The organism is Micromonospora sp. NPDC005291 (assembly GCF_040607415.1).
Taxonomy (GTDB): Bacteria; Actinomycetota; Actinomycetes; order Mycobacteriales; family Micromonosporaceae; genus Micromonospora.
Map to the genome: position 1 here is coordinate 70,144 of NZ_JBEXGR010000025.1, position 21,160 is coordinate 91,303.

Annotated in this window: 22 protein-coding genes; 15 read left to right on the forward strand and 7 right to left on the reverse strand. The window is 71.5% G+C overall.

The window, feature by feature from the left end; genetic code table 11:
* The first annotated feature begins 97 nt into the window (after positions 1-97).
* A complete protein-coding gene (locus ABZT18_RS27020; protein ID WP_354996311.1) occupies positions 98-451 on the forward strand; it encodes a hypothetical protein in 354 nt (117 codons plus the stop codon).
* Between the two features lie 100 nt (positions 452-551).
* Here the strand turns inward: ABZT18_RS27020 and ABZT18_RS27025 are convergent, their stop codons facing one another.
* Positions 552-1,340: a D-Ala-D-Ala carboxypeptidase family metallohydrolase gene (locus ABZT18_RS27025; RefSeq protein ID WP_354996312.1), complete on the reverse strand. Its 789-nt coding sequence runs from the start codon at positions 1,338-1,340 to the stop codon at positions 552-554.
* A gap of 304 nt (positions 1,341-1,644) precedes the next feature.
* On the opposite strand from ABZT18_RS27025, the gene ABZT18_RS27030 reads away from it, so the two are divergent.
* Entirely contained in the window at positions 1,645-2,283 is a 639-nt protein-coding gene (locus ABZT18_RS27030; RefSeq protein ID WP_354996313.1) for a hypothetical protein, read from the forward strand.
* Positions 2,284-2,327: 44 nt separating this feature from the next.
* Positions 2,328-2,792, forward strand: a complete 465-nt coding sequence (locus tag ABZT18_RS27035) for a PPOX class F420-dependent oxidoreductase (protein ID WP_354996314.1) — start codon at positions 2,328-2,330, stop codon at positions 2,790-2,792.
* Between the two features lie 41 nt (positions 2,793-2,833).
* On the opposite strand, the gene ABZT18_RS27040 is transcribed toward ABZT18_RS27035, so the two are convergent.
* Positions 2,834-4,066 carry a serine hydrolase domain-containing protein gene (locus tag ABZT18_RS27040; protein ID WP_354996315.1) on the reverse strand — a complete coding sequence of 411 codons (1,233 nt, stop codon included), beginning with the start codon at positions 4,064-4,066 and terminating at the stop codon, positions 2,834-2,836.
* Between the two features lie 85 nt (positions 4,067-4,151).
* On the opposite strand from ABZT18_RS27040, the gene ABZT18_RS27045 reads away from it, so the two are divergent.
* The 3 genes from ABZT18_RS27045 (at position 4,152) to ABZT18_RS27055 (ending at position 6,358) form a co-directional block, all read left to right on the forward strand.
* Positions 4,152-4,745: a pentapeptide repeat-containing protein gene (locus tag ABZT18_RS27045; protein ID WP_354996316.1), complete on the forward strand. Its 594-nt coding sequence runs from the start codon at positions 4,152-4,154 to the stop codon at positions 4,743-4,745.
* Positions 4,746-4,944: 199 nt separating this feature from the next.
* Complete coding sequence (locus ABZT18_RS27050; protein WP_354996317.1) at positions 4,945-5,919, forward strand: hypothetical protein; 975 nt, start codon at positions 4,945-4,947, stop codon at positions 5,917-5,919.
* 178 nt (positions 5,920-6,097) lie between these two features.
* Positions 6,098-6,358, forward strand: coding sequence for a hypothetical protein (locus ABZT18_RS27055; RefSeq protein WP_355252820.1), 261 nt, complete (start codon positions 6,098-6,100; stop codon positions 6,356-6,358).
* A 45-nt stretch (positions 6,359-6,403) separates the two neighbouring features.
* Here the strand turns inward: ABZT18_RS27055 and dacB are convergent, their stop codons facing one another.
* Together dacB and ABZT18_RS27065 are read right to left on the reverse strand one after the other, a co-directional pair.
* Entirely contained in the window at positions 6,404-7,987 is a 1,584-nt protein-coding gene (gene dacB, locus ABZT18_RS27060) for a D-alanyl-D-alanine carboxypeptidase/D-alanyl-D-alanine-endopeptidase (protein ID WP_354996319.1), read from the reverse strand.
* A gap of 66 nt (positions 7,988-8,053) precedes the next feature.
* Complete coding sequence (locus ABZT18_RS27065) at positions 8,054-8,770, reverse strand: aquaporin (RefSeq protein ID WP_354996320.1); 717 nt, start codon at positions 8,768-8,770, stop codon at positions 8,054-8,056.
* A 109-nt stretch (positions 8,771-8,879) separates the two neighbouring features.
* Between ABZT18_RS27065 and ABZT18_RS27070 the strand changes: the two genes are divergently transcribed.
* Together ABZT18_RS27070 and ABZT18_RS27075 are read left to right on the forward strand one after the other, a co-directional pair.
* On the forward strand, positions 8,880-9,953 hold the full coding sequence (locus ABZT18_RS27070; protein ID WP_354996321.1) for an NAD(P)-binding domain-containing protein: 1,074 nt from the start codon (positions 8,880-8,882) through the stop codon (positions 9,951-9,953).
* 193 nt (positions 9,954-10,146) lie between these two features.
* On the forward strand, positions 10,147-10,428 hold the full coding sequence (locus tag ABZT18_RS27075) for an adhesin (protein WP_354996322.1): 282 nt from the start codon (positions 10,147-10,149) through the stop codon (positions 10,426-10,428).
* Positions 10,429-10,437: 9 nt separating this feature from the next.
* On the opposite strand, the gene ABZT18_RS27080 is transcribed toward ABZT18_RS27075, so the two are convergent.
* A complete protein-coding gene (locus tag ABZT18_RS27080) occupies positions 10,438-11,514 on the reverse strand; it encodes a hypothetical protein (RefSeq protein ID WP_354996323.1) in 1,077 nt (358 codons plus the stop codon).
* 91 nt (positions 11,515-11,605) lie between these two features.
* On the opposite strand from ABZT18_RS27080, the gene ABZT18_RS27085 reads away from it, so the two are divergent.
* From ABZT18_RS27085 to ABZT18_RS27100, 4 genes are all read left to right on the forward strand, one after another.
* A complete protein-coding gene (locus tag ABZT18_RS27085; protein WP_354996324.1) occupies positions 11,606-12,493 on the forward strand; it encodes a sulfotransferase domain-containing protein in 888 nt (295 codons plus the stop codon).
* A gap of 239 nt (positions 12,494-12,732) precedes the next feature.
* Entirely contained in the window at positions 12,733-13,125 is a 393-nt protein-coding gene (locus ABZT18_RS27090; protein WP_354996325.1) for a cupin domain-containing protein, read from the forward strand.
* Positions 13,126-13,173: 48 nt separating this feature from the next.
* Positions 13,174-14,973: a glycoside hydrolase family 15 protein gene (locus ABZT18_RS27095; RefSeq protein ID WP_354996326.1), complete on the forward strand. Its 1,800-nt coding sequence runs from the start codon at positions 13,174-13,176 to the stop codon at positions 14,971-14,973.
* Between the two features lie 256 nt (positions 14,974-15,229).
* A complete protein-coding gene (locus ABZT18_RS27100; protein ID WP_355252823.1) occupies positions 15,230-16,606 on the forward strand; it encodes a pectate lyase in 1,377 nt (458 codons plus the stop codon).
* A 52-nt stretch (positions 16,607-16,658) separates the two neighbouring features.
* Here ABZT18_RS27100 and ABZT18_RS27105 read toward each other — a convergent pair whose 3' ends face one another.
* Positions 16,659-17,849 carry a threonine synthase gene (locus tag ABZT18_RS27105; protein ID WP_355252826.1) on the reverse strand — a complete coding sequence of 397 codons (1,191 nt, stop codon included), beginning with the start codon at positions 17,847-17,849 and terminating at the stop codon, positions 16,659-16,661.
* A gap of 14 nt (positions 17,850-17,863) precedes the next feature.
* Positions 17,864-18,913, reverse strand: a complete 1,050-nt coding sequence (locus tag ABZT18_RS27110) for a DNA polymerase ligase N-terminal domain-containing protein (RefSeq protein ID WP_355252829.1) — start codon at positions 18,911-18,913, stop codon at positions 17,864-17,866.
* Between the two features lie 94 nt (positions 18,914-19,007).
* On the opposite strand from ABZT18_RS27110, the gene ABZT18_RS27115 reads away from it, so the two are divergent.
* The 3 genes from ABZT18_RS27115 (at position 19,008) to ABZT18_RS27125 (ending at position 21,043) form a co-directional block, all read left to right on the forward strand.
* The gene (locus ABZT18_RS27115) at positions 19,008-19,796 is read left to right on the forward strand and encodes an aldo/keto reductase (RefSeq protein ID WP_354996330.1); all 789 of its coding nucleotides are present in this window, start codon (positions 19,008-19,010) and stop codon (positions 19,794-19,796) included.
* A 126-nt stretch (positions 19,797-19,922) separates the two neighbouring features.
* Positions 19,923-20,075 (forward strand): hypothetical protein, encoded by a 153-nt coding sequence (locus tag ABZT18_RS27120; RefSeq protein WP_204943577.1) that lies wholly within the window; start codon positions 19,923-19,925, stop codon positions 20,073-20,075.
* Positions 20,075-21,043, forward strand: coding sequence for an N-acetylmuramoyl-L-alanine amidase (locus ABZT18_RS27125; protein WP_354996332.1), 969 nt, complete (start codon positions 20,075-20,077; stop codon positions 21,041-21,043). Before ABZT18_RS27120 ends, ABZT18_RS27125 begins: the two co-directional genes overlap by 1 nt.
* Positions 21,044-21,160 lie beyond the last annotated feature (117 nt).

Genomic DNA, 21,160 nt, shown 5'->3' on the forward strand with positions numbered 1-21,160 from the left:
TAGGTCCGCCGTACCGCTGCCGAGCTGCGGGAGGCCTGCCGTGCGAGTTGGTGAGCAGTCGACGGATCCCATCGATCAGGTACTGGGTGAGGTGCCAATGCCGACACCTCTGACCCCGGAAGATGTTCGGCTCGCGGTCCGGGCGGTGGTCGTGCACACCGCCGAGGAGTGGCCCACCGGGCCGCTGTGCCGCAACGACGGTGCCTCCTACCCGTGCCGCCTGCACCGCTGGGGGCGACGGGTGTTGGAGACACACGGGCTCAACGAGCGGCAGATCGAGGCGTTGATCCGGCACGGCAACCCGTTCGTCCACGTGCCCTTCCCGTTCACGGCGACCGGGCCGTCACGGCACCCGGCCGCACGGGTCGCCCCCTCCGGGGTACGGCCCACCGCTGCTGGCCGGCCGGTGACTCCCCCCGTCACCGCGCCGCGCTGGCCCCGGGCGAGCTGAGCGCGCTACCCCTCCGCCCACCCCACCCGGGGCGACACAACGTCGGCCCGACGCGAAGATTCCCCTCCGCGTCGGGCCGACGTCGCTCTGACCGACCGATTCAGTCGTTGCCGGCGCCGATCCCGCAGTCCGGCGCGGACCAGCTCGTCGTGTTCGAGCTGCGGTCGCTGTTGTTCTCCCGCCGCGAGTCGACGTGCACGTGATCGTCGTGGTCGGGGTAGCCCGGCCCGTAGATCCCGCTGAAGCCGTTGTTACGGGCGCCGCGGGCGACCTGGCACAGCGACGACGTCCGCGAGGTGACGTCGGCCGCGTTGCCGTACAGGTGCTGGCTGTCGGATGCGCCGCCGACCTGGTTGTTGCAGGCGCGGCTGCGGAACCCACTGGACACGTTGAGCGGTTTGTCGCCGAGGCTCTTGCGCAGCGCCTCCAGCTTCCACATGGTGCGCAGCGCGTTCTGCTTGGTCTGGGCCGCCGACACCGGGCCGCCGCTCCACCCACTCCCGCCGCACCCATTGTCCAGTTCGTTGTAGCTGAAGTGCGCGGGCGTGCAGTCGTTGTCCTGGAGTTGGTACAGCTTGGCGTAGGTCTGCGGGCCGGCGATACCGTCGGCGCGCAGCCCGTACGCCTGTTGGAACCGCTTGACCGCGGCGGCGGTCTTCGGGCCGTAGCGGCCGTCGTTCTCCACGATGTTCCGGTTGCCCGCCCAACCAGCGACCCGGATCTGCAACTGGCGGACGTCGTCGCCCGAGCGGCCCTGGGTCAGGTTGCGGTTCCAGGTGTAGCAGCCGTCCGCGTGCGCCGCTGGTGCGGCGACCAACGTGGCGATCGCTGCCCCGGGCAGCGCCAGGGCGAATGCGACGGCAGCACGCTTCAAGGTGTTTACGCGCACAGAAGTCCTCCCGATAGGAGAGCGAATGGGGTGGCTCCGGGACATCGACCGAGAAGTCCCGCGATTTCCACCCTGGCACTGATCGGTGCGGTTGGAGGGGATTAACAAGAATCGTCCTCACAATCCGTGGTCCCTGGGTATTGCCTGGGAATTCGGCTGATTTGCGAAACAGCCATTTACCGCAGATCCCCTCTCCTGCGGCCAACCGCACCGAACGTCGCAATCGCCGACACCGAGGGTGATGTTCCCCGGCCACGGGCAGCCGGTAACGTCAGCCCCGGGCGGCGGACTGGCGGAGGTGCACGTGGCACGCGGTGGCGTCTTCTGTGTCGAGGGTCAGTGGCACCGCGACCTCAACGAGCGGGGTTCCGTGCTGCCCACCCTGGAGCTGCTGGAGCGGCTGGGCAAGATCCGTTTCATCCACAAGGACGCGGCCACCCGCGACGAGTTGTTCTATTTCCTGGACCGCTGGCTGCTCAAGCAGTACGCCGACCACCGGGTCGGCTTCTTCGCCATGCACGGCGAGCCGAGCCGTCTCTGCCTCACCGACTGGCAATCTGTGGAGTTGAGCGAGGTGTCCGAGCTGATGGCCGGCCGCTGCGAGGGCCGCCGACTCTATTTCGGCAGCTGCTCGGTGCTGCGGGCCCCGGACGCGGTGCTGCGCGAGTTCCTGGAGGTCACCGGAGCCGCTCTGATCTGCGGTTTTACCCGAGAAGTCGACTGGGTCGAGTCGGCGGCCTTCGAAACCGTCCTCCTCGACGTGCTCGCCAACGGCCAGCGACACAATGCCGCCGAGCTGCGGATGGGCTCGGCCCACTGGGCGCCGCTCGCGTCGTACCTCGGCTTTCGGGTGATCTACGCCAACGGCCGGGCCTGGCGCCCGCCCGTCCGCCCCCGGGTGCCCGCCCAGGCGGTGCACCGCTCGGAGGCCCGGCCCCGCTGACACCCGCCGCCGCCGCTTCGCCACCAACCTGGTAGGAACGAGTGATGGCGCCCAGCATCGCACGGAACACCCGGGTCGACCGGGACAGCCTGCTCGACTTCCTCCGGCCGCGACACCGCGTCCTGCTGATGACCACGCGGGCCGACGGTCGCCCGCAGTCCTCCCCGGTCTCCGCCGGCATCGACGGGCAGGGTCGGTTGGTCGTCTCCACCTACCCCGAGCGGGCCAAGGTGACCAACATCCGCCGCGACCCCCGGGTCTCGGCGTGCGTGCTCAGCGACGACTGGAACGGCCCCTGGGTGCAGATCGACGGCACCGCCGAGGTGCTCGACCTGCCCGAGGCGGTGGAGCCGCTGGTCGAGTATTTCCGCAGCATCTCCGGCGAGCACCCGGACTGGGACGACTACCGGGCGGCGATGGTGCGCCAGGGCAAGTCGCTGATCCGCGTCACGATCGACGCCTGGGGTCCGATCGCCACCGGTGGCTTCCCAGCCCGCCTCGCCGACTGACCGCTTGAGCCGCGGTGCCGGCACGGGTGGCGGACCCGAGGTCAGTCGACCAGGGCGGCGTAGACGAGTTGGCGCAGCTGGGAACGCAGCGGGTACGTGCTCGACGGCATCAGCTGGGTGAACAGGAGTGTCGTGATCTCCTCGGCCGGGTCCACCCAGAACGCGGTGCTCGCCACCCCACCCCAGTAGTACTCGCCGACGCTGCTCGGCACCCGGCTGGGGATCGGGTCGTCGACCACCGCGAAACCGAGGCCGAAGCCGATCCCGTCCAGGGTCGTCTCGGCGAAGCCGCCGGTGGACAGGGTGCCCAGGTCCTGGCCACCGGGCAGGTGGTTGCGGGCCATGAACCGCACCGTGCGCGGCCCGAGCAGGCGGACCCCGTCCAGCTCACCGCCGCGCAACAGCAACTGGGTGAAGCGGTGGTAGTCGGCGGCGCTGGAGATCAGGCCTCCGCCACCGGAGAGCAGGGCGGGCTTGCTGAATGCGAGCGCGCCGAGTCTGTCGTAGCGGACGGCCCGGCCGCTGCGCGGCTCCGGTACGTAGAGCGCGGCCAGCCGCTCGGCCTCGTCGCCCTCCACCCACCAACGGGTGTCGGTCATGCCCAGCGGGCCGAAGATCCGCTCGGCGAGGAACGCGTCGAGGCTCTGCCCCGAGACCACCTCGACGAGCCGGCCGAGCACGTCGGTGGCGACGGAGTAGCCCCAGGCGGTGCCGGGCTGGAACAGCAGCGGCAGCTCGCCGAAGGCCGCGCAGGCGCTGGCCAGGTCGACGTCCGCCGGTGGGTACAGGTCGTAGCCGGCGGCCCGGTAGAGCCCGTCGACCACCGAGGTCTGCATGAAGCCGTACGTCAGGCCGGCGGTGTGGGTGAGCAGGTGCCAGACCCGGATCGGCTCGATCGCCGGCACCGTGTACGGCTTGAGCGCCGACCCCTTGGAGTAGACCCGCAGGTCGGCGAACTCCGGCAGCCAGCGGCTGATCTCGTCGGTCAGCTCGAACCGGCCCTCCTCCCACAGCATCATCGCCGCGACCGAGGTGACCGGCTTGGTCATCGAGTAGATCCGCCAGAGCGTGTCGGCCTCGACCGGGGCGCCCGACTCCCGGTCCCGCAGCCCATACGTCGAGGAGTGCGCCACCTCGCCGCGACGGGTGACCACCACCTGCCAGCCGGCCAGCCGGCCGTCGTCGACGTACCGGCCGAAGTGCTCGTCGATCCGCGCCAGTCGCGCCGGGTCGAAACCGATCTGATCCGGGTCCTTGCTCCGAGCCACACTCACGTCGCCGAACCTACTCGGCGGCACGCCGATCTCGGAAGGGGGCCGTCATGGACCGGCCGTCGGTGGCCGGCGCTAGCCTGGCCGGATGCCGGAGTTGACCGAGGACGTGACCTTTCGCAACGAGGACTGGTACGGCGAGGAGCTGACCGATCGGCACTTCGTGGGCTGCGAGTTCTTCGACGTGGACCTGACCGAGGCGGTGAGCCGGGGAGCGGTCTTCACCGGGTGCACGTTCGGCAACGTTCAGTTCAACGCCTCCCGGCACGTCGACTCGGCCTTCACCCGCTGCGTCTTCCGGCGGTGCAACTTCTTCGAGGCCGAGTTCACCGGCTGCAAGCTGGTCGGCAGCACCTTCGTCGAATGCGACCTGCGTCCGTTGGCGGTGGACGGCGGTGACTGGTCCTTCGTCGCGCTGCCCGGCGCCGACCTGCGGGGGGTCCGGCTGACCGGGGTGCGGATGCGCGAGGCGGACCTGACGAGGGCCAATCTGACCGGTTCCACGGTCACCGGCGTCGATCTCTCCGGCGCGCAACTGCTCAACGTCCGGCTCGGGGGCGCCGACCTGCGCGGCAGCGATCTGACCGCTCTCGACCCGACGGCCGTCGAGCGGGCCGGTGCCATCATCGACATCGAGCAGGCCGTGGTCATCGCGCAGGTGCTCGGCTTCCGGATCGGCTGACGCGAGAGGCGTTCCCGGTCCACCGACGTCCCCGCCCGAGCGGGCCAGGCTGTCCGATACCGTCCGGTTGCGGGCTGGACACACCCGGCAGTCCGGATCTAGCGTGGCGTCCACGCCGGTGCGAATGTGAAACGGCCCACAATGGACGGTGTGATCCGCGACGGTCGATGGCGGCCGGGTGGTGGAGTTGGAGGGGTGGGTGGCGGACGAAGACCGCACGCGGGCTGATTCGCGGGCTGGGGACGAGCCGCCCGACGGACCGGCGAGGTGCCACCCGCGCGCCGTCACCGACGGGCAGAGCAGCCGCGCGCTGCGCCGGGTCGCCCGTGCCCGGCAGCGGCGGCGTTGGGCGGTGGAGGGATTCGCCGTACTCGCCTGCCTGGTGGTGTTGATCTCGTACCTCAGCACCCGGTCCGATCCGGAGCCCGGCGACGACCAGGCGGGCCGGCAGGGCGGCGTGGCCGCCGGGGCCGCCCGTCCCAGCGGTCCTCCGGCCGCGGGTGGGCGCACCGGCGAGGCGGGGCCGGCGTTGCCCGGGTTGCGTCCGCGCCTGCGCCCACCCTCGCCCGACCCGACACCGTCGGCCAGCGCACCCGCCCCACCGCCGGCGTCGCCGGCGTCGCCCGAGTCGCCGGTGTTGTCGATGAGCCGGGGGGAGATGCCCGCCGAGGTCGACCTGACCGCCATGGGCACCCGGGACTGGATGCACTGGGGGGAGCGCGGCGGCACCTCGACGGTCCGCAAGCGCTCCGGTTCCGGGGAGATCGTCGACGGGGGTGGCGCCGGCGCCCGGGTCGGCTGGGACGGCAACCAGGAGTACGTCCGTTGGTCCGACGGCTCGTCGGAGCGGTCGGTGAGCGGCAGCTCGAACGGCGTCTACACCTGCGGCGCCGGCAACGGGTTCACCCTCGCCGTCGCCGGCAGCGGCGAACTGCGCACCGTCCAGCTCTACGGCGGCATCTGGATGGCCCGGGGGCGGCTGGAGGCGCGGCTGTCCACCGGCGGGCCCACCAGCACCGCGCTGCTGGAGGACCCGTACACCAGTCAGAGCGCTCAGTTCACCATCCGGTTCAAGCTGCCGAAGGGCGCCCGACTGCTGCTGACCTGGACAGTCGAGAAGGTCTTCACCCAGCATTGCGGCAACGTCGGCCTCCAGGCCGTGGCGGTGCGCTGACCGCCCGACCGCTGCGCGTTCGCACAGCGGGACAGTTTGTCCGTCGCGTACGGTCGAGGACGTCGTAACTTTCTGCTGTCCCCATCGAACCGTCCAGTGTGGAGGTAGCGGAGATGACCAGCAGTGCCGCCCGCGTCCGTCGCGCCGCTTCCTCCAGCGCCGGTGAAGCGTCCGGGAGGTGCTCCGCGACATCCCCCTGCCGCCGTACGTGACGGGCGAGGACACCCAGTTCGCGGTACGGGCGGTGGTGGTGCACGCCCCCCGACGGTGGTCCGGGGGAGTGGTCTGCCGCAACGATGCCAGCCCGCACCCGTGCCGCCTGCACCGCTGGGGCACCCGGGTGCTGACACTGCGCGGGCTGCGGGCCGCCGAGATCGCCGCGCTCATCGAGCGCGGCGACCCGACGGCGGTGGTCCCCCCACCGGACCTTCCGGCCTGAGCGTGCGCCCGGCCGGGAGGCGCACCAACGCCTCCCGGCCGATGCTCAGCAGGTGATCGGCTTGACCCAGGAGCACTCGACGCCCTCCGGAGTCCGGGGCGTCTCGGGCACCGCTGGCGGTGCCACCCGTGCCGTGGCCGCACCGCCCTCGCGGTATCCGGCCAGCGCCACGGCGATCTGGTCCTCCAACGACTTGACCGACGCCGTCAGGTAGTTGTTCAGCAGGATCGAGAACGCCAGCAGCCTGCCGTCCGCGCTGGTGACGTAGCCGGACAGCCCGGAAACCCCGGTCAGACTGCCGGTCTTGGCGTGCACGTTGCCCGCCGCCGCAGTGCCGGCCATCCGGCTGCGCAGGGTGCCGCCGACGAACCGCTCGGGTTGCCCGGCGATCGGCAACGCCGCGTACCAGGTGGCGAACCACGGTTCGGCGCGGACGGCGCTCAGCAAATCGACGAACTCCGCCGCCGGGATCAGATTGCGCCGGGACAATCCCGAGCCGTCGCGCTGGCGCAGCTTTCCGGTGTCCATTCCGGTGTCGGCGACGTACTCGCTGATCGCGGTCAGTCCGGCCGTCCAGGTGCCCGAGCCGGATAGCACCCGGCCGATCTCCTTGGTCAACACCTCGGCGTGCCCGTTGTTGGAGAGTTTGAGGAACGGCGTCATCAACTCGCCCAGGCTCATCGACTCGTGCCGCGCCACCGGCTGGGCCGTCTCAGGGGTGGGCTGACCGAGCATGGTCCGGCCGAGCACCCGGACGCCGTGCCGGTGCAGCGCCGCCCGGAACACGTCGGCCGCGTAGCCGGTGGGCTCCCAGACGGTCACCCAGTCGCTGGCGGGCTCGTCGCCGACGGCGATCTGGCCGGTCACCACGACGGTGTTGCCGCCGTGTTCGCGCTCGATCGAGATCGAGGTCTCGCCCTCGGTGACCGTCTTGGCACGGTTGTCGATGCGGACGTACCCGGTGGGTGGGGTGGTGCTGACCACCGGTGGGGCGCCGGCCCGGTCGGCCGGGGCGGCGTGCACGATCACGGTGCCCGCGTCGTAGTCGGTGTCCGGCGCCACGGTCAGCGCGGAGACCTGCGCGGCGTAGTAGTAGGGCTCGTCGTCCCAGGTCCAGTCCGGGCCGAGCCGGGTACGGTCGTAGCGGGTGTCGTCGGCGACCAGGTTGCCGGCGACCACTCGTACGCCGTCGGCGGCGACCTGCGCGGCGAGCGCGTCGTAGTCGGCGGCGAGCATGGTCGGGTCACCCCCGCCGCGGAGGTAGAGGTTGCCGGAGAGCAGGCCCGCGCGGCGCTTGCCGCTGGCTCGTACGTCGGTGCTGAAGCGGTGCCCCGGGCCCAGCAGCTCAAGGGCCGACGTCGAGGTCAGCAGCTTGGTGTTGGAGGCGGGGATCAGCCGGCGGTCACCGTTGCGGTCGTAGAGCGTCTGGCCCGTGCTGGTGTCGACCACGACCACCGACGCCTGCGCGCCAGCAAGCCGGGTGTCGGCGAGGATCGTGTCGAGGGTGGCGTGCAGTCGGGTCGTCGCGGGGGTGGGCGACTCGGCGGTGGCACCGGGCGCGCCGGCGGTGGCCGCGGTGGCGACCAGCGCGAGCAGCGCGAGGGCCCGGGGAAAGTGACGACGATGCATGCGCTGATGCTGCCACGAAGATATTCGCCGGAGAAGGGGCTCAGGCGAAGGTTATTGCCGCCGGTGCTACGACGGCCGGCCGACGGACTTGTCGTGCCCGCCCCAGTAGTGCCGTTGCGCCCCCATGATCGATGGTGCGACCAGTGCGGCGAGCGCCCCGCCGAGCAGCGGGAAGACGATGAACACCCAGAGCTGCCGCAGGGCCACACCGCCCTCGAACACTGCCGGGCCGAACGCGCGGGCCGGGTTGACCGCGGCGCCGGTCAGCGTCACGCCCACCAGTTGGGTCGCGGCGAGGGCCAACCCGATGGCCACCCCGGCGGTGCCCGGATTCTCGCTACGGCTGGTCACCACCAGGACGACCAGCACGAAGAGGAAGGTCAGGACGATCTCCAGCACGGCTGCGCCACCCCGGTTGATGTGCGCGCCGTAACCGTTTGTGCCCAGTGACCCGGTCTGGTCCGCGAGGTCACCCCAGCGGGTCAGCGCCCAGAGCACGAAGGCGGCCACGGTCGCGCCGAGGAACTGCGCGATCCAGTACGCCAACGCACCGATCACCGAGATCTTTCCGGAGAGCAGCACACCAAGCGTCACCGCAGGGTTGACGTGGCTGCCGGAGAGCGGGCCGATCGTGTAGACCAGGGCGAGCATCACGAAACCGAAGGCCAGGGCCACCACCACCACACCGCCCTGAACCCGCGCGGCGACGGCGCTACCCACTCCGAAGAAGACCAGCAGCAGGGTGCCGAGGAACTCAGCCGCATACCGACGGAAGTCGCTCATTTGCTCAGCGTAAGCACAGTTCAGGTGGTCGTAGCCGGAATGGCCGTCTGTGACCGGCGCGACGGCCTGTAGTGGGCACAGCGGTGAGCACCGGGGCGTTGCACCCCACGTGGACACCCACTCTGCGGACGTCGTGGTGATCGGCGCCGGTCAGGCCGGCCTGAGCGCCGGCTACCACCTGCGCCGCACCGGGTTCCTCCCCGACAGCGGCTTCGTCATCCTCGACGGCGACAACGGGCCCGGCGGGGCCTGGCAGCACCGCTGGCCGACGCTGGTCTTCGACCGGGTGCACGGCTTCCACGACCTGCCCGGGCTGCCTCTCCCGCCCGCCGAACCGCAGCGCCCGGCGGCCGAGCAGGTAAGCGCCTACTTCGCCGCGTACGAGAGGGCATTCGACCTGCCGGTGCGGCGGCCGGTGCGGGTCCGCGCGGTGCACTCCCGCCCGGACGGCCGACTGGACGTTTCCACCGACCACGATCGGTGGACCGCCCGCGCCCTGATCAACGCGACCGGCACCTGGACCCGGCCGTTCTGGCCCCACTACCCGGGCCGGTCGTCGTTTCGGGGCCGGCAGCTGCACACCGCCGACTACCGGGGTCCGGCCGAGTTCGCCGGCCTCCGGGTGGTGGTTGTCGGTGGCGGCACCTCGGCCGTGCAGCTGCTCGGTGAGGTTTCCACCGTCGCGGCGGCCACCACGTGGGTGACCCGCCGGCCGCCGGAGTTCAAGGAGCGAGAGTTCGGTCCGGAGCTGGGCCGCGCCGCGGTCGCCCGGGTGGACGAGGCGGTACGGGCCGGTCGCCCCCCGGGCAGCGTGGTGGGCGTGACCGGGCTGCCGGTCACCCCCGAGGTGCGCCGACTGCGCGAGCGTGGCGTCCTGGACCGGCTACCCATGTTCGACCGGATCACACCCGACGGGGTGGTCTGGGCGGACGGGCGGTTCGTGCCGGCGGACGTGATCCTCTGGTGCACCGGCTTTCGTGCCGCCATCGACCATCTCGCCCCGCTGGGCCTGCGCGCGCCGGGCGGCGGTATCACGATGGACGGCACCCGAGTGGTCGCCGACGAGCGGATCCACCTGGTCGGGTACGGCCCCTCGGCCAGCACGATCGGAGCCAACCGGGCCGGCCGCGCGGCGGTCAACGAGATTCGCGCCTGGCTGGCCCCGGCCGCCGCTCTCGACTGACCTGGCTCTATTTGACGGATCGCCCGTCAGCGGGCACGGTGGAGTTGACGGGGCCTTCAGCTGCCCCGATTCGATGCGACGGCGATGACCCTTCGCCCCTCCTGTCGCCTCCCACGCGTGCTCGTACGCGGGCCGACTGTCCGGTCTGCGCAGTGTCCGACCGCGAGCCGAGAATCCACGAGGAGTTCCGCCAATGCTCACCATGACCGATAACGCCGTGCTCGTCATCCGCGACCTCGCCAACCAGCAGGACGTCGCCGAGGACGGCGGAGTGCGCATCGCCGCCGACGCCGAGGCCGGCTCGCTCACCGTGGAGTTGGTGCCCGAGCCGGTGCAGGGCGACCGGGTGGTCGACAACCAGGGTGCCCGGATCTTCCTGGACGAGAACGCCGCCGAGTTGCTCGGTGACGCGTCGGTGGACGCCACCGTGGATGACGAGGGCATCATCCAGTTCGGCTTCACCGAGCAGCAGTAAGCGAGGGGTTCAACTCGCCCGGCGGGTCGACCGTCCCCGTTGCGGTGGCTCCGACCTGCGTCGCCACTCGGGGTCGGTGTCACCGTCCGGCCGCACCAGCGTGGTCAGCACGTGCGCCAGGTGGTGCGACGTGCTCCACGCCGCCCAGTTGGCGGCCGAGCCGGCGCCTGCGCCTCTCCGGGCCCGGCGCAGCAGCTCGTGGTCGCCCCAGGAGAAGGCGGCTCCGGTGCTCGGCCAGTGCGGTGCCGACACCAGCGTGCGGCACAGGTCGGCGAACCGGTCGTCGCCCCTGCCGCCCCGCCGCGCCCAGCGGTAGACCCACCAGCTGCCGTCGTCGGTGTATCGCACGGTGGGCAACTTGTCGCTGGTGTCACCGGTGCCCGGCATGGCCGGGCGGACGCCGTAGTCGCCGTAGTCGACCCCGGCGTCGGCCAGCCGTTGCCAGAGCTGCCAGTCCCAGCGGTCGAGCTGGATCGGCTCGTCGGTGGGCAACCGGGACAGCGTCGGCGGCATTCCGCCCGCCGCCACCGTCACCGACCGCCAGGCGTGCCGGCGCGCCCAGTCCAGCAGGTGGCGTACCCGGGGCTCGGCTGCCCGCACGTCCGCCGGGCAGCACACGTCCCCCGCGTCCACCAGCAGGTCGCACTCCTCGGGGGTGAGGGCCGTGAACCGCCAGATCCGTTCCACGGCGGTGGTGCTCGCGTCCGGCCCGGCTCGGTCCTGGCCGGCCCGCAGCCGGACCAGCGCCCGCCTGTCGTACGCGCGCGCCGCCGCGCCGTGCGCGACCAGCCGACGGTCGCTCTCCGCGAGCCCGATCACCGGCACCAGGGGTACGTCCCAACGGCTCAACTCGGCCTCGGGGGTGTCGGGCAGCGCGCTGACGTCGATGGCCGGCAGCAGCCCGGGGGGCAGCCGGCGGACACTGTCCATGGTGGATCGTTCGACCGTGCCGATCTCCAGGATGGGGGCGACCAGTGCGGCGGCTGCGGGGTCGAGGTGGCTCAAGGCCTCCAGCTCGCCTCGTCGGCTGGCGAGGATGGGGCGGTAGACCGGTTCCGCCGCCCGGCCCCCGTGGGCGGGCACCATAATTCAATCTAGCCAGGCATGTGCATGCGTCACAGCTCGCCGAGTCGGAATTCGGCTGCTCGGCTGTCGGCTCGACGACTACGCTCCTCCGATGCTCACACCAGCTCACCGTTACCGATCCGACGACGAGGACAGCGCCCGGTGGGCCGGTTTCCCGTTTCGCGACGGCGACATCGTGATCAGCACCCGGTCCAAGAGCGGCACGACCTGGATGCAGATGATCTCAGCGCTCCTGGTGCTGGGCACTCCGGAGTTGCCGGCGCCGCTGACCGTGCTGTCGCCGTGGCTGGACTGGTTGGCCGAGCCGCGGGACGCGGTGTACGACCGGCTGGCCGCGCAGCCGCACCGGCGGTTCATCAAGACGCACACCCCGCTGGACGGGGTGCCACTCGACCCCCGGGTGCACTACGTGGTGGTGGCCCGGCACCCGCTGGACATGGCGGTCTCCCTCTACCACCAGGCCGGCAACCTGGACCGGGTGCGCCTCGCCGAGCTGACCGGCCAGCCCGCTCCGACCGGGCCGCACCGGGAGCGCCTCCCGGTGCAGCAGTGGCTGCCGAGCTGGGTCGACCGGGACGTGGACCCGCGCGCCGAGCTGGATTCGCTGCCCGGCGTGATGCTGCACCTGAGCGACGCCTGGGCCCGTCGGCACGAGCCGAACGTCGACCTGGTGCACTACGACGACCTGCTGGCCGACCTCGGCGGTGAGATGCGCCGGCTCGCCGACCGGTGGGGCATCCCGGTCTCTCCCGAGAGCTGGCCTGAGCTGGTCGAGGCGGCCACCTTCGGTCGGATGCGGGAGCGCGCCGACCGGCTCGCCCCGGACACGCTCGGCGTGCTGCGCGACCGTCGGGCGTTCTTCCGCCAGGGTGGCTCGGGGCAGGGACGCAACCTGCTGGACGCGGCGGCGCAGGCCCGCTACCAGGAGCGAACGGCGGCGCTGGCCCCGCCCGACCTGCTCACCTGGCTGCACCGCTAGTCGAAAAGAGCGCACGGCGCCGCTTCGACCGTGGTCGAGAACGTCGCCGCGCTCTGGCCGTCTCCCACCACCGCAGCCGTTCGGCGGTACGCCGGCGGGGACCTGGCTCGACCGGCCGTGCGCGCCGGTCAGCGTTGTCGATCCCCGGTCCGCGCGGATCCAAACCTGCCGACCGTGAGGAATTCCATCATCTGCGAGTCCCGGCGTGGCGCGCTGCCGAACGGGGTATGAGGGTGGGCATGGAGCATTTCACGATCGCGACTGTCGCTGAGAAGAGCCCGGATTTCCGGCGGGTGCTGTGGACTGGTGAGCACACCCAGTTGGTCATCATGACCATCCCCGCCGACGGTGAGATCGGCGAGGAGGTGCACGAGGACATCGACCAGATTCTGACCTTCGTCAGCGGCATCGGCGAGGCCCGGGTTGCTGGCGCGAAGCGGAAGGTCGTCGCGGGCGACCTGGTCGTGGTGCCGGCGGGGACCAAGCACAACTTCGTCAACACCGGTCCCAACCCGCTGGTGCTGTACACGGTCTACGGCCCGCCGGAGCACGCCGACAAGGCCGTGCACAAGACCAAGAAAGAGGCCGACGCGGCCGAGGCGGCGGGCAAGGACGAGCCACCGACCGAGTGATCGGTCCGGCAGCGGTCTGATCCGGGCCGATGCGGGTACCCGCGGCGGGTGGAGCAGCAGCCGGCGATCTCCGACTACGGATTCCTCTCGGATTCCCGTTCGGGTGCTTTGGTCGGCAAGGACGGCTCCATCGACTGGTGGTGCCCGCATCGGTTCGACGGGGCGTCCGTCTTCGGGCGGCTGCTCGACCCGAACGCCGGGCACTTCCGGCTGGCGCCGGTCGGTGTCGGCCGGCCGGGACACCGGGTCGAGCGTGCGTACCAGCCGGACACGCTCGTGCTGCGTACGGTGCACCACACGCCGCACGGCAGCGTGGCGGTCACCGACGCCCTCGCCGCGGAGATGGGCGCCCGCGCTCACGAGCTGGGCATGAACTCACCCGCCGTGCTGATCCGGGTGGTCGAGGGGCTGTCCGGGCGGGTTCGGATGGCGTTGGATTTCGCGCCCCGGCCGGAGTACGGCCTGCTCACGCCGTACCTGCACGAGCAGCCGGACGGCGGGGTGTTGGCCGCCGCGGGCCCGGTGGTGCTGGTGCTGCGCGCCGGCGGTCTGCACCTGCGGGCGGGCGTCGACCGGGTGACCCACGAGTTCGAGGTCTCCGCCGGTCAGGTGATCGGGATGGACGTGGCGTTCGGCGAGGCGTACGGCGACCCACCGGCCCGGCTGGACCCGGTCGCCGTGCTCGCCGAGACGACGCAGGCCTGGGAGGCGTACCGGGAGATGCACGGGTATTCCGGCCGGTACCCCGACCTGGTCCGACAGAGCGCGACGGTCCTGACCGGCCTCACGTACGCCCGCAGCGGCGCGGTCGTCGCGGCGCTGACCACGTCGCTGCCGGAGCAGATCGGCGGCGACCGTAACTACGACTACCGCTACTCCTGGCTGCGGGACTTCTCGTTGACGTTGCGCGCGCTCTGGGTGGCAGCCTGCCCCGACGAGACGTCCCGGCTGTTCGCCTGGGCGACCCGCTCGATCGGCCGCATTGGCGACGAGCCGGTGCCGGTGCTCTTCGGGGTGCAGGGCGAGCGGGACCTTTCCGAGCACCACTGCACGCACCTGCGCGGATACCGCGACAGCATGCCGGTCCGGAGCGGCAACGACGCCTGGCGGCAGCGGCAGCTCGACGTGCCGGGTGAGGTGATGTCGGCGGTGTGGCGGCTGCGGGACTATCTCGGCGCGACGTTCGAGGACGAGTTGCGGGAGATGGTGCTCGGGCTGACCGAGCAGGTGGCCTCGACGTGGCATCTCCCGGACCGGGGGATCTGGGAGACCCGGGACGAGGAGCGGCACTACGTCTCGTCGAAGGTGTCCTGCTGGCTCACCATGGACCGGGCGGTTGGCCTCGCCGACCGGCTCGGTGAACGCGCCGACCCACGTCGCTGGGCCGGCGTACGCGACGAGATCCGCGAGGTGGTGCTGCGCGAGGGGTGGAACGACCGGATCGGGGCTTTCACCGGTGCGTTCGGGTCGGCGGAGCTGGACGCCTCGGTGCTCGCCCTGCCGGTGACGCATTTCCTGCCGGCCACTGATCCGCGGATGCGCTCGACCATCGCGATGGTGGAGCGGGAGCTGGGCACTGAGGACGGGCTGCTGCGGCGGTGGACGACGGACCCCGCCGGTTTCCTGCTGTGCTCGTTCTGGCTGGTCGAGTGCCTGGTGATGGCGGGTGAGCAGCGGCGGGCCGAGGAGCTGTTCGAGCGGGTGGCCGGACACAGCAACGATCTCGGCCTGTTCAGCGAGCAGATCGACCTGACCACCGGGGTGCAGCTCGGCAACACTCCGCAGGCGCTGTCACACATCGGGCTGATCAACGCGGCCTGGCGGCTGACCAAGCCGGACAGCTACTGATCGGTCGGGCCTCTTCCCGGCCGAAATCCTGCAACAGACCTGCAAGCGCAAGGCATTGACGCTGATGCTTGTGCAGTTCTAGCCTCGAAGGAGCGGGAAAGCCCTTTCCCAAGGTCTTTGATCCCGCTTCACCCCGCTTCGGACACGGGCATCCGACGGGGCGCGCACCGATCCCAGGCGATGGCAGCACGCCGTGCCGACACGTCCCAGCTGGACGGTCGAGGGATCGCCACCACATGCGTCAAGGAGGACAACTGTGCAGAAGAGACGACTCCCCGGCAGACGACCACTACTGCTGGCGGTGGGCGCCGGCGTGACCGTGGCGGCCCTCGCCGCCGGCATGACCTCGGCCTTCGCGGCCACCGTCTTCAGCGACGACTTCAACGACGGCAACACGTCCGGCTGGTCCAAGTCGGGCGGCACCTGGGCGGTCGACGGCTCGGGCGTGCTCAACCAGTCCAACGCCGGCAGCGAGCTGGCCCGGCAGTTCGCCGGCCAGACCAGCTGGACCAACTACTCCGTGCAGGCCCGGGTCAGGCCGGCGAGCTTCGGCTCGTCCAGCGCCCTGGTCGGGCTGGCCGCCCGGTCCACCAGCAGCACGAAGATGTACCGGCTGGCCCTGCTCGGCTCCGGCCGGGCCGAGTTGCAGGCCGTCAACGGCAGCGCCATCACCGCCATCGGCTCGGCGTCGCTGGGCATCGGCACCGGCACCTGGTACACGCTGCGCATCGAGGCCAGCGGCAGCACCATCCGCGGCTTCGTCAACGGCACGCAGATCGCCTCCGGCAGCAACAGCCTGGCCGGCGCGGGCCGGATCGGCCTGGTCACCGCGTACGCCAGCGGTGGCTTCGACGACGTGACGGTCGACTCCTCCGGCGGCGGCACCCCGACCACACCCCCGACGACCACCGCACCACCGAGCACGCCGCCGCCCACCACGCCAGGCCCGACCACCCCGCCACCCGCAGGCTGGCCGACGCCCACCGGCAGCCAGAAGGTGGACGCCACGATCCCGGTCTCCGGCACCTTCGACGGTGGGCTCAAGCGCTACTACGGCATCGGTGACGGCGGGCAGAGCGAGAGCCAGGACCCGATGTTCGAGCTGGCCGCCGGCGCCACCCTGCGCAACGTGATCATCGGTGCCCCGGCCGGTGACGGCGTGCACTGCGAGGGCAACTGCACCCTGATCAACGTCTGGTGGGAGGACGTGGGCGAGGACGCGGCCACCTTCCGCGGCGGCACCACGTACACCGTCGACGGCGGCGGCGCCCGTTCCGCCAGCGACAAGGTCTTCCAGCACAACGGCTCGGGCACCGTCTACATCAAGAACTTCCGGGTGGAGAACGCCGGGAAGCTCTACCGGGCCTGCGGCAACTGCTCCACGTCGTACCAGCGGCACGTGGTGATCGACAACGTGATCGTCCGGAACACCGACGCGATCGCCGGCATCAACACCAACTGGGGCGACACCGCCCGGTTCAGCCGGATCACCATCGTCGACGACCCGGACCGGGACACCTCGATCTGCGTCAAGTACCGGGGTGTGCCGAAGGGCGACGAGCCGACCGAGATCGGCGAGGGCGCCGACGGCGTCAACTGCCTCTACTCACCGTCGGACATCAGCTACCAGTAGGCCGGCACGCCGGCACCCCGCGGACCGCATGGTCCGCGGGGTGCCCGCCGTCTCACACCAGCACGGGTACGCCAGACACGTCGACCGTGTCCGGATACTTCAGCCCAGCGCCCGTGTTGAGCACCACCACCCGCTCACCGGCCCGGATCCACCCGCCGGCGCGCAGTTGCCGCGCCGCGGTCAGGCAGGCCGCTCCCTCCGGGCAGAGCAGCAGCCCCTCCCGCGCGGCGAAGTCCCGGAGGTCGGCCAGGATGTCCGCGTCGTCGACGGCGACGGCCGTGCCGGAGGACTCCCGCAGCGCCGCCAGGATCAGCTCGTCGCCCAGCGGCGCCGGCACGGTGATGCCGAACGCCACCGTGTGCGCGTCCGCCCACGGCTCGGCCCGATCCTCGCCGGCGGCGAACGCCCGCACGATCGGCGCACAGCCGGTCGACTGCACCGCCACCAGCCGGGGAAGCTTGTCGCCGATCCAGCCCAGCTCACGCAGCTCGTGCAGCGCCTTGTGGATGCCGATCAGGCCGACACCGCCGCCCGTCGGGTAGATGATCACGTCGGGCGTCTGCCAGCCGAGCTGCTCGACGATCTCGTACCCCATCGTCTTCTTGCCCTCGAGCCGGTAGGGCTCGCGCAGCGTGCCGGCGTCGAAGATCGCCCCGTTCGACTCCGCGATCAGCAAGGACACCCGCCGACCGGCGTCACTGATCAGCCCATCGATCAGGCGCAGGTCGGCACCGGCGGCGACGCACTCGCGCCGGCAGATGCCCGGCGCCTCCAGCGGCATGACGATGGTCGCACCCATCCCGGCCCGCGCCGCGTACGTGGCCCAGGCCGACCCGGCGTTGCCGTTGGTGGGCATCGCGATCCGCTCGACGCCCAGCTCACGGGCACGGCTCACACCGACCGCCGCGCCGCGCGCCTTGAACGAGCCAGTCGGGATCAACCCCTCGTCCTTGACCATCAGGTCGGCGATGCCGATCTCGGCGCCGTACGCCGGGGCGCGCAGCAGCGGCGTCCAGCCCTCGCCGAGCGTGGTGACGTGCCGTGGGTCGGCGACCGGCAGCAGTTCGCGGTAGCGCCACAGGTCGGCCGGGCGCAGCCCGAAGCGCTCCGGGGTGACCGCCTTCGCCACGGCCGGCAGGTCGTAGCGGGCCAGCAGCGGTGAGCCGCACTCGCAGAGGTTCTGCAACTGGTCGGCCGCGTGCTCCCGGCCGCAGCGCGGGCAGTCCAGGTGCGTCAGGTACACGTCGCTCCTCGCCGTCAGACCGCGTCGATGCTCAGCCATCGCCGGCTGCGCCGCCCCGGCTCGTAGACCGAGTCCAGCCGCTTGGCGACCACGCCCGGCAGACCCTGCTCCCGCCCGGCACGCAGGGCCTCGTCGCCCGCGCCAGGGAACCACGGCGGAGTCTGCCAGTGCGTACCTGCCAAGGCCAGCCCATCGAGCAGTTCCCGGCGTTGCGCGTACGGCACGTCGACGCTGCTCACGCCCTCAAGCCAGAGCAGGTCGACCACGAGATACTGGGCGCCCGCGGGGACCCGGCTGCCGCTGGCCGGGCGGATCGGGCGGACCCGGCCGGCGTCATCGATGCGGACCAGCACACCGTCGAGCACTGCCTCGGTGGGCGCGAGCGCCTCGGCCATCGCCCGCAGCCACGGATACCCGCCGGTGATCTCCTCGTCGGTCTCGGAGAGCAGCCGCAACCGCCCGCCGGAGACGTACGCCATCGCCCGGGCCCCGTCCCAGCGCAGCTCGTACCCCCAGTTGGCGCGGTCCCGGGGGAGCCTGGCGGCGGGCGTGACGTGCATCGGGCGGACCAGTTCGGGCATCGACGTCCAGCCCGGCGGCGCCGGGTCGGTGCGCCGGACCATCCAGTCCCGCCCTCCGGTCGCGAAGAGGACGTAGCGGCCGGCGGTCCGGTCACCGGAGAGCGTCACGATCACCTCGTCGTCGCGCCACTTCTCGCACCGGTAGGTGCCCCGGTCGTGGACGACCATCCGGCCGCCGCCGTACTCGCCCGCGGGGATCTCGCCGGAGAAGTCGAGGTATTCCATGGGGTGGTCCTCGGTGTGCACGGCGAGGTGGTTACGGCCCGGGTCGCGGGGCAGGCCGCGCGGCACCGCCCAGGACGCGAGCACCCCCTCGTGCTCCAGGCGAAGGTCCCAGTGGAGGCTGCGGGCGTGGTGCTGCTGGATGACGAAGCGGGCGGTGTCGCCGTCGGGGCCGGCCGCCGCGGGAGCCCGCTCCGGCACCGGCTCGGGCGTACGGGCCGCGTCCCGCCGTCGCCGGTACTCCTCCAGCCGGTCGGTCACATCCGCATTCTCCGGCAATCCGGACCATCGCGCTGGATGCCGGAGTGTCCGGTTCGCTCGGCGGCCGGGGGCGCGGCGGGGTAGAACGGACCTCATGGACCTCACCGACCAGCCCACCGCCCTGCTCCCCGGGGACGTGCGGATGCCCCTACTCGGCTTCGGCACCTGGCAGGCCACCGGCCAGGCCGGTTACGAGGCGACGCTGGCAGCGCTCGACACCGGCTACCGGCACCTCGACACCGCCACCATGTACGGCAACGAGCGGGAGGTCGGCCGGGCGGTGCGGGAGAGCGGGCTGCGACGGGAGGACGTCTTCATCACCACCAAGCTCCCACCGGACCGGGTCGGCCGGGAGCGCGCGACGTTGGAGGCCAGCCTGGAGGCGCTCGGCGTCGACCAGGTGGACCTCTGGTTGATCCACTGGCCGCCGTCGTCGCCGGCGGACAGCATCCCCCTGTGGCGAGAGTTGCTGGCCGCCCGGGACGAGAACCTCACCCGTGCGGTCGGGGTGAGCAACTACAGCACCGGGGAGATCGACGAGCTGATCCAGTCGACCGAGGAGAACCCGGCGGTCAACCAGATCCGGTGGAGCCCGGCGTTGTACGACCGGCAGCGGCACGCCGAGCACCGGGACCGGGGCGTGGTGCTGGAGGGATACAGCCCGTTCAAGACCAGCGACCTCAGCGACCCGGTGCTGACCAGGATCGCTGCCGCGCACGGTGTCTCCCCGGCGCAGGTGGTGCTGCGTTGGCACATCGATCACGAGATCGTGGTGATCCCGAAGTCGGTGACCCCGGAGCGGATCACCGCCAACTTCGACGTCTTCCACTTCTCGCTGACGGCGGAGGAGATGCGCGACATCGACGCGCTCGGCGACGCCTGATTCGGCGAAATCCTTCAGTGCGCGGCCTGAGATTGAAGGGTATCGACATAGATGCTCATGACGGTATAGCGTGCCCGTCATCGCGTTCGTCGATCCGTTCGAACCCGCCGTCGCTGGAGGACCGCCATGGCCCGATCACCATCCATTCGCCTGCGCCGCCGCGGGGTGCTCGGCATCCCCGCCCTGGTGGCCGCCGCGCTGACCGTCGTCGCCCGACCCACCCCGGCGAGCGCCGCGCCGAAGGCCGAGTGCCTCGCTGATCTGCTCCAGGACGCCTGATGGCGACGGTTCCCTGGCTGGTGGACGTGCTGCGCTCCGCCGGAGTCCAGGTCGTGGTCGAGGGAGACTGGCTCAACCGGATGCGGCCGGGCTCCTTCGACCCCATCGGGGTGCTCTGGCACCACACCGCCTCGACCTCCAGCGCCAGCAACCCGCACCCGGCGCTCGGCATCTGCATCAATGGCCGGTCCGACCTGCCCGGCCCGCTCTGCCAGGCGCTCGTCGACTACAACGGCGTCTTCCACGTCATCTCGGCGGGCCGCTGCAACCACGCCGGGGCCAGCGGCGGCAGCGGGCCGATCCCGGCCGGGGACGGCAACACCCTCATGATCGGGTGGGAGATCGACTACAACGGCGTCAACCAGGAGATGACCGCCGCGCAGTACAACGCGTCGATCGCCGCCACCGCCGCCGTGCTCACCCGGCTGGGCCGCAACAGCAGCTACGCCCGGGGGCACCGGGAGACCAGCACCAGCGGCAAGATCGACCCATCGTTCATCGACCTGAACGTGATGCGCGCCGACGTGGCGGCGAAGATGTCGGGCGGAAACCCTCCGGCGTGGTCTTCCATCGTGGACAACACCACCGCCGGTCGCTTCACCGCCAGCGCCAGCTGGGGCGTGTCGACCTACTCCACCCAGCGATACGGTGCCGACTACCGGTACGCGGAGCCGGTCGCGGCCAGCGATGCCGCCTGGTACAAGTTCAACGTCCCGGCCACCGCCAACTACCGGGTCGACGCCTGGTGGCCGGCGACCTCCGGCTACAACGGCGCCACCCCGTACATCGTCGCCACCACCACCGGCAACCGGACGGTCATCGTCGACCAGCGGGCCACCGGCGGGCAGTGGCGATCCCTCGGCACGTTCACACTGCCCGCCGGGGATGCCAACCGGGTGGCGGTGAGCCGGTGGAGCAGCGCCACCGGCCTGATCGTCGCCGACGCCGTACGCCTCACCCGCGTCTGACCAGGACCGGCCCGAACCGACCGGTGGGCTCCCGCAGGTCGAGCAGCACCTTCATCACGCCGCCACCCTCCAGCGCCGTGAACGCGGCGGTGGCCGCCTCGACCGGTTCGACCCGGG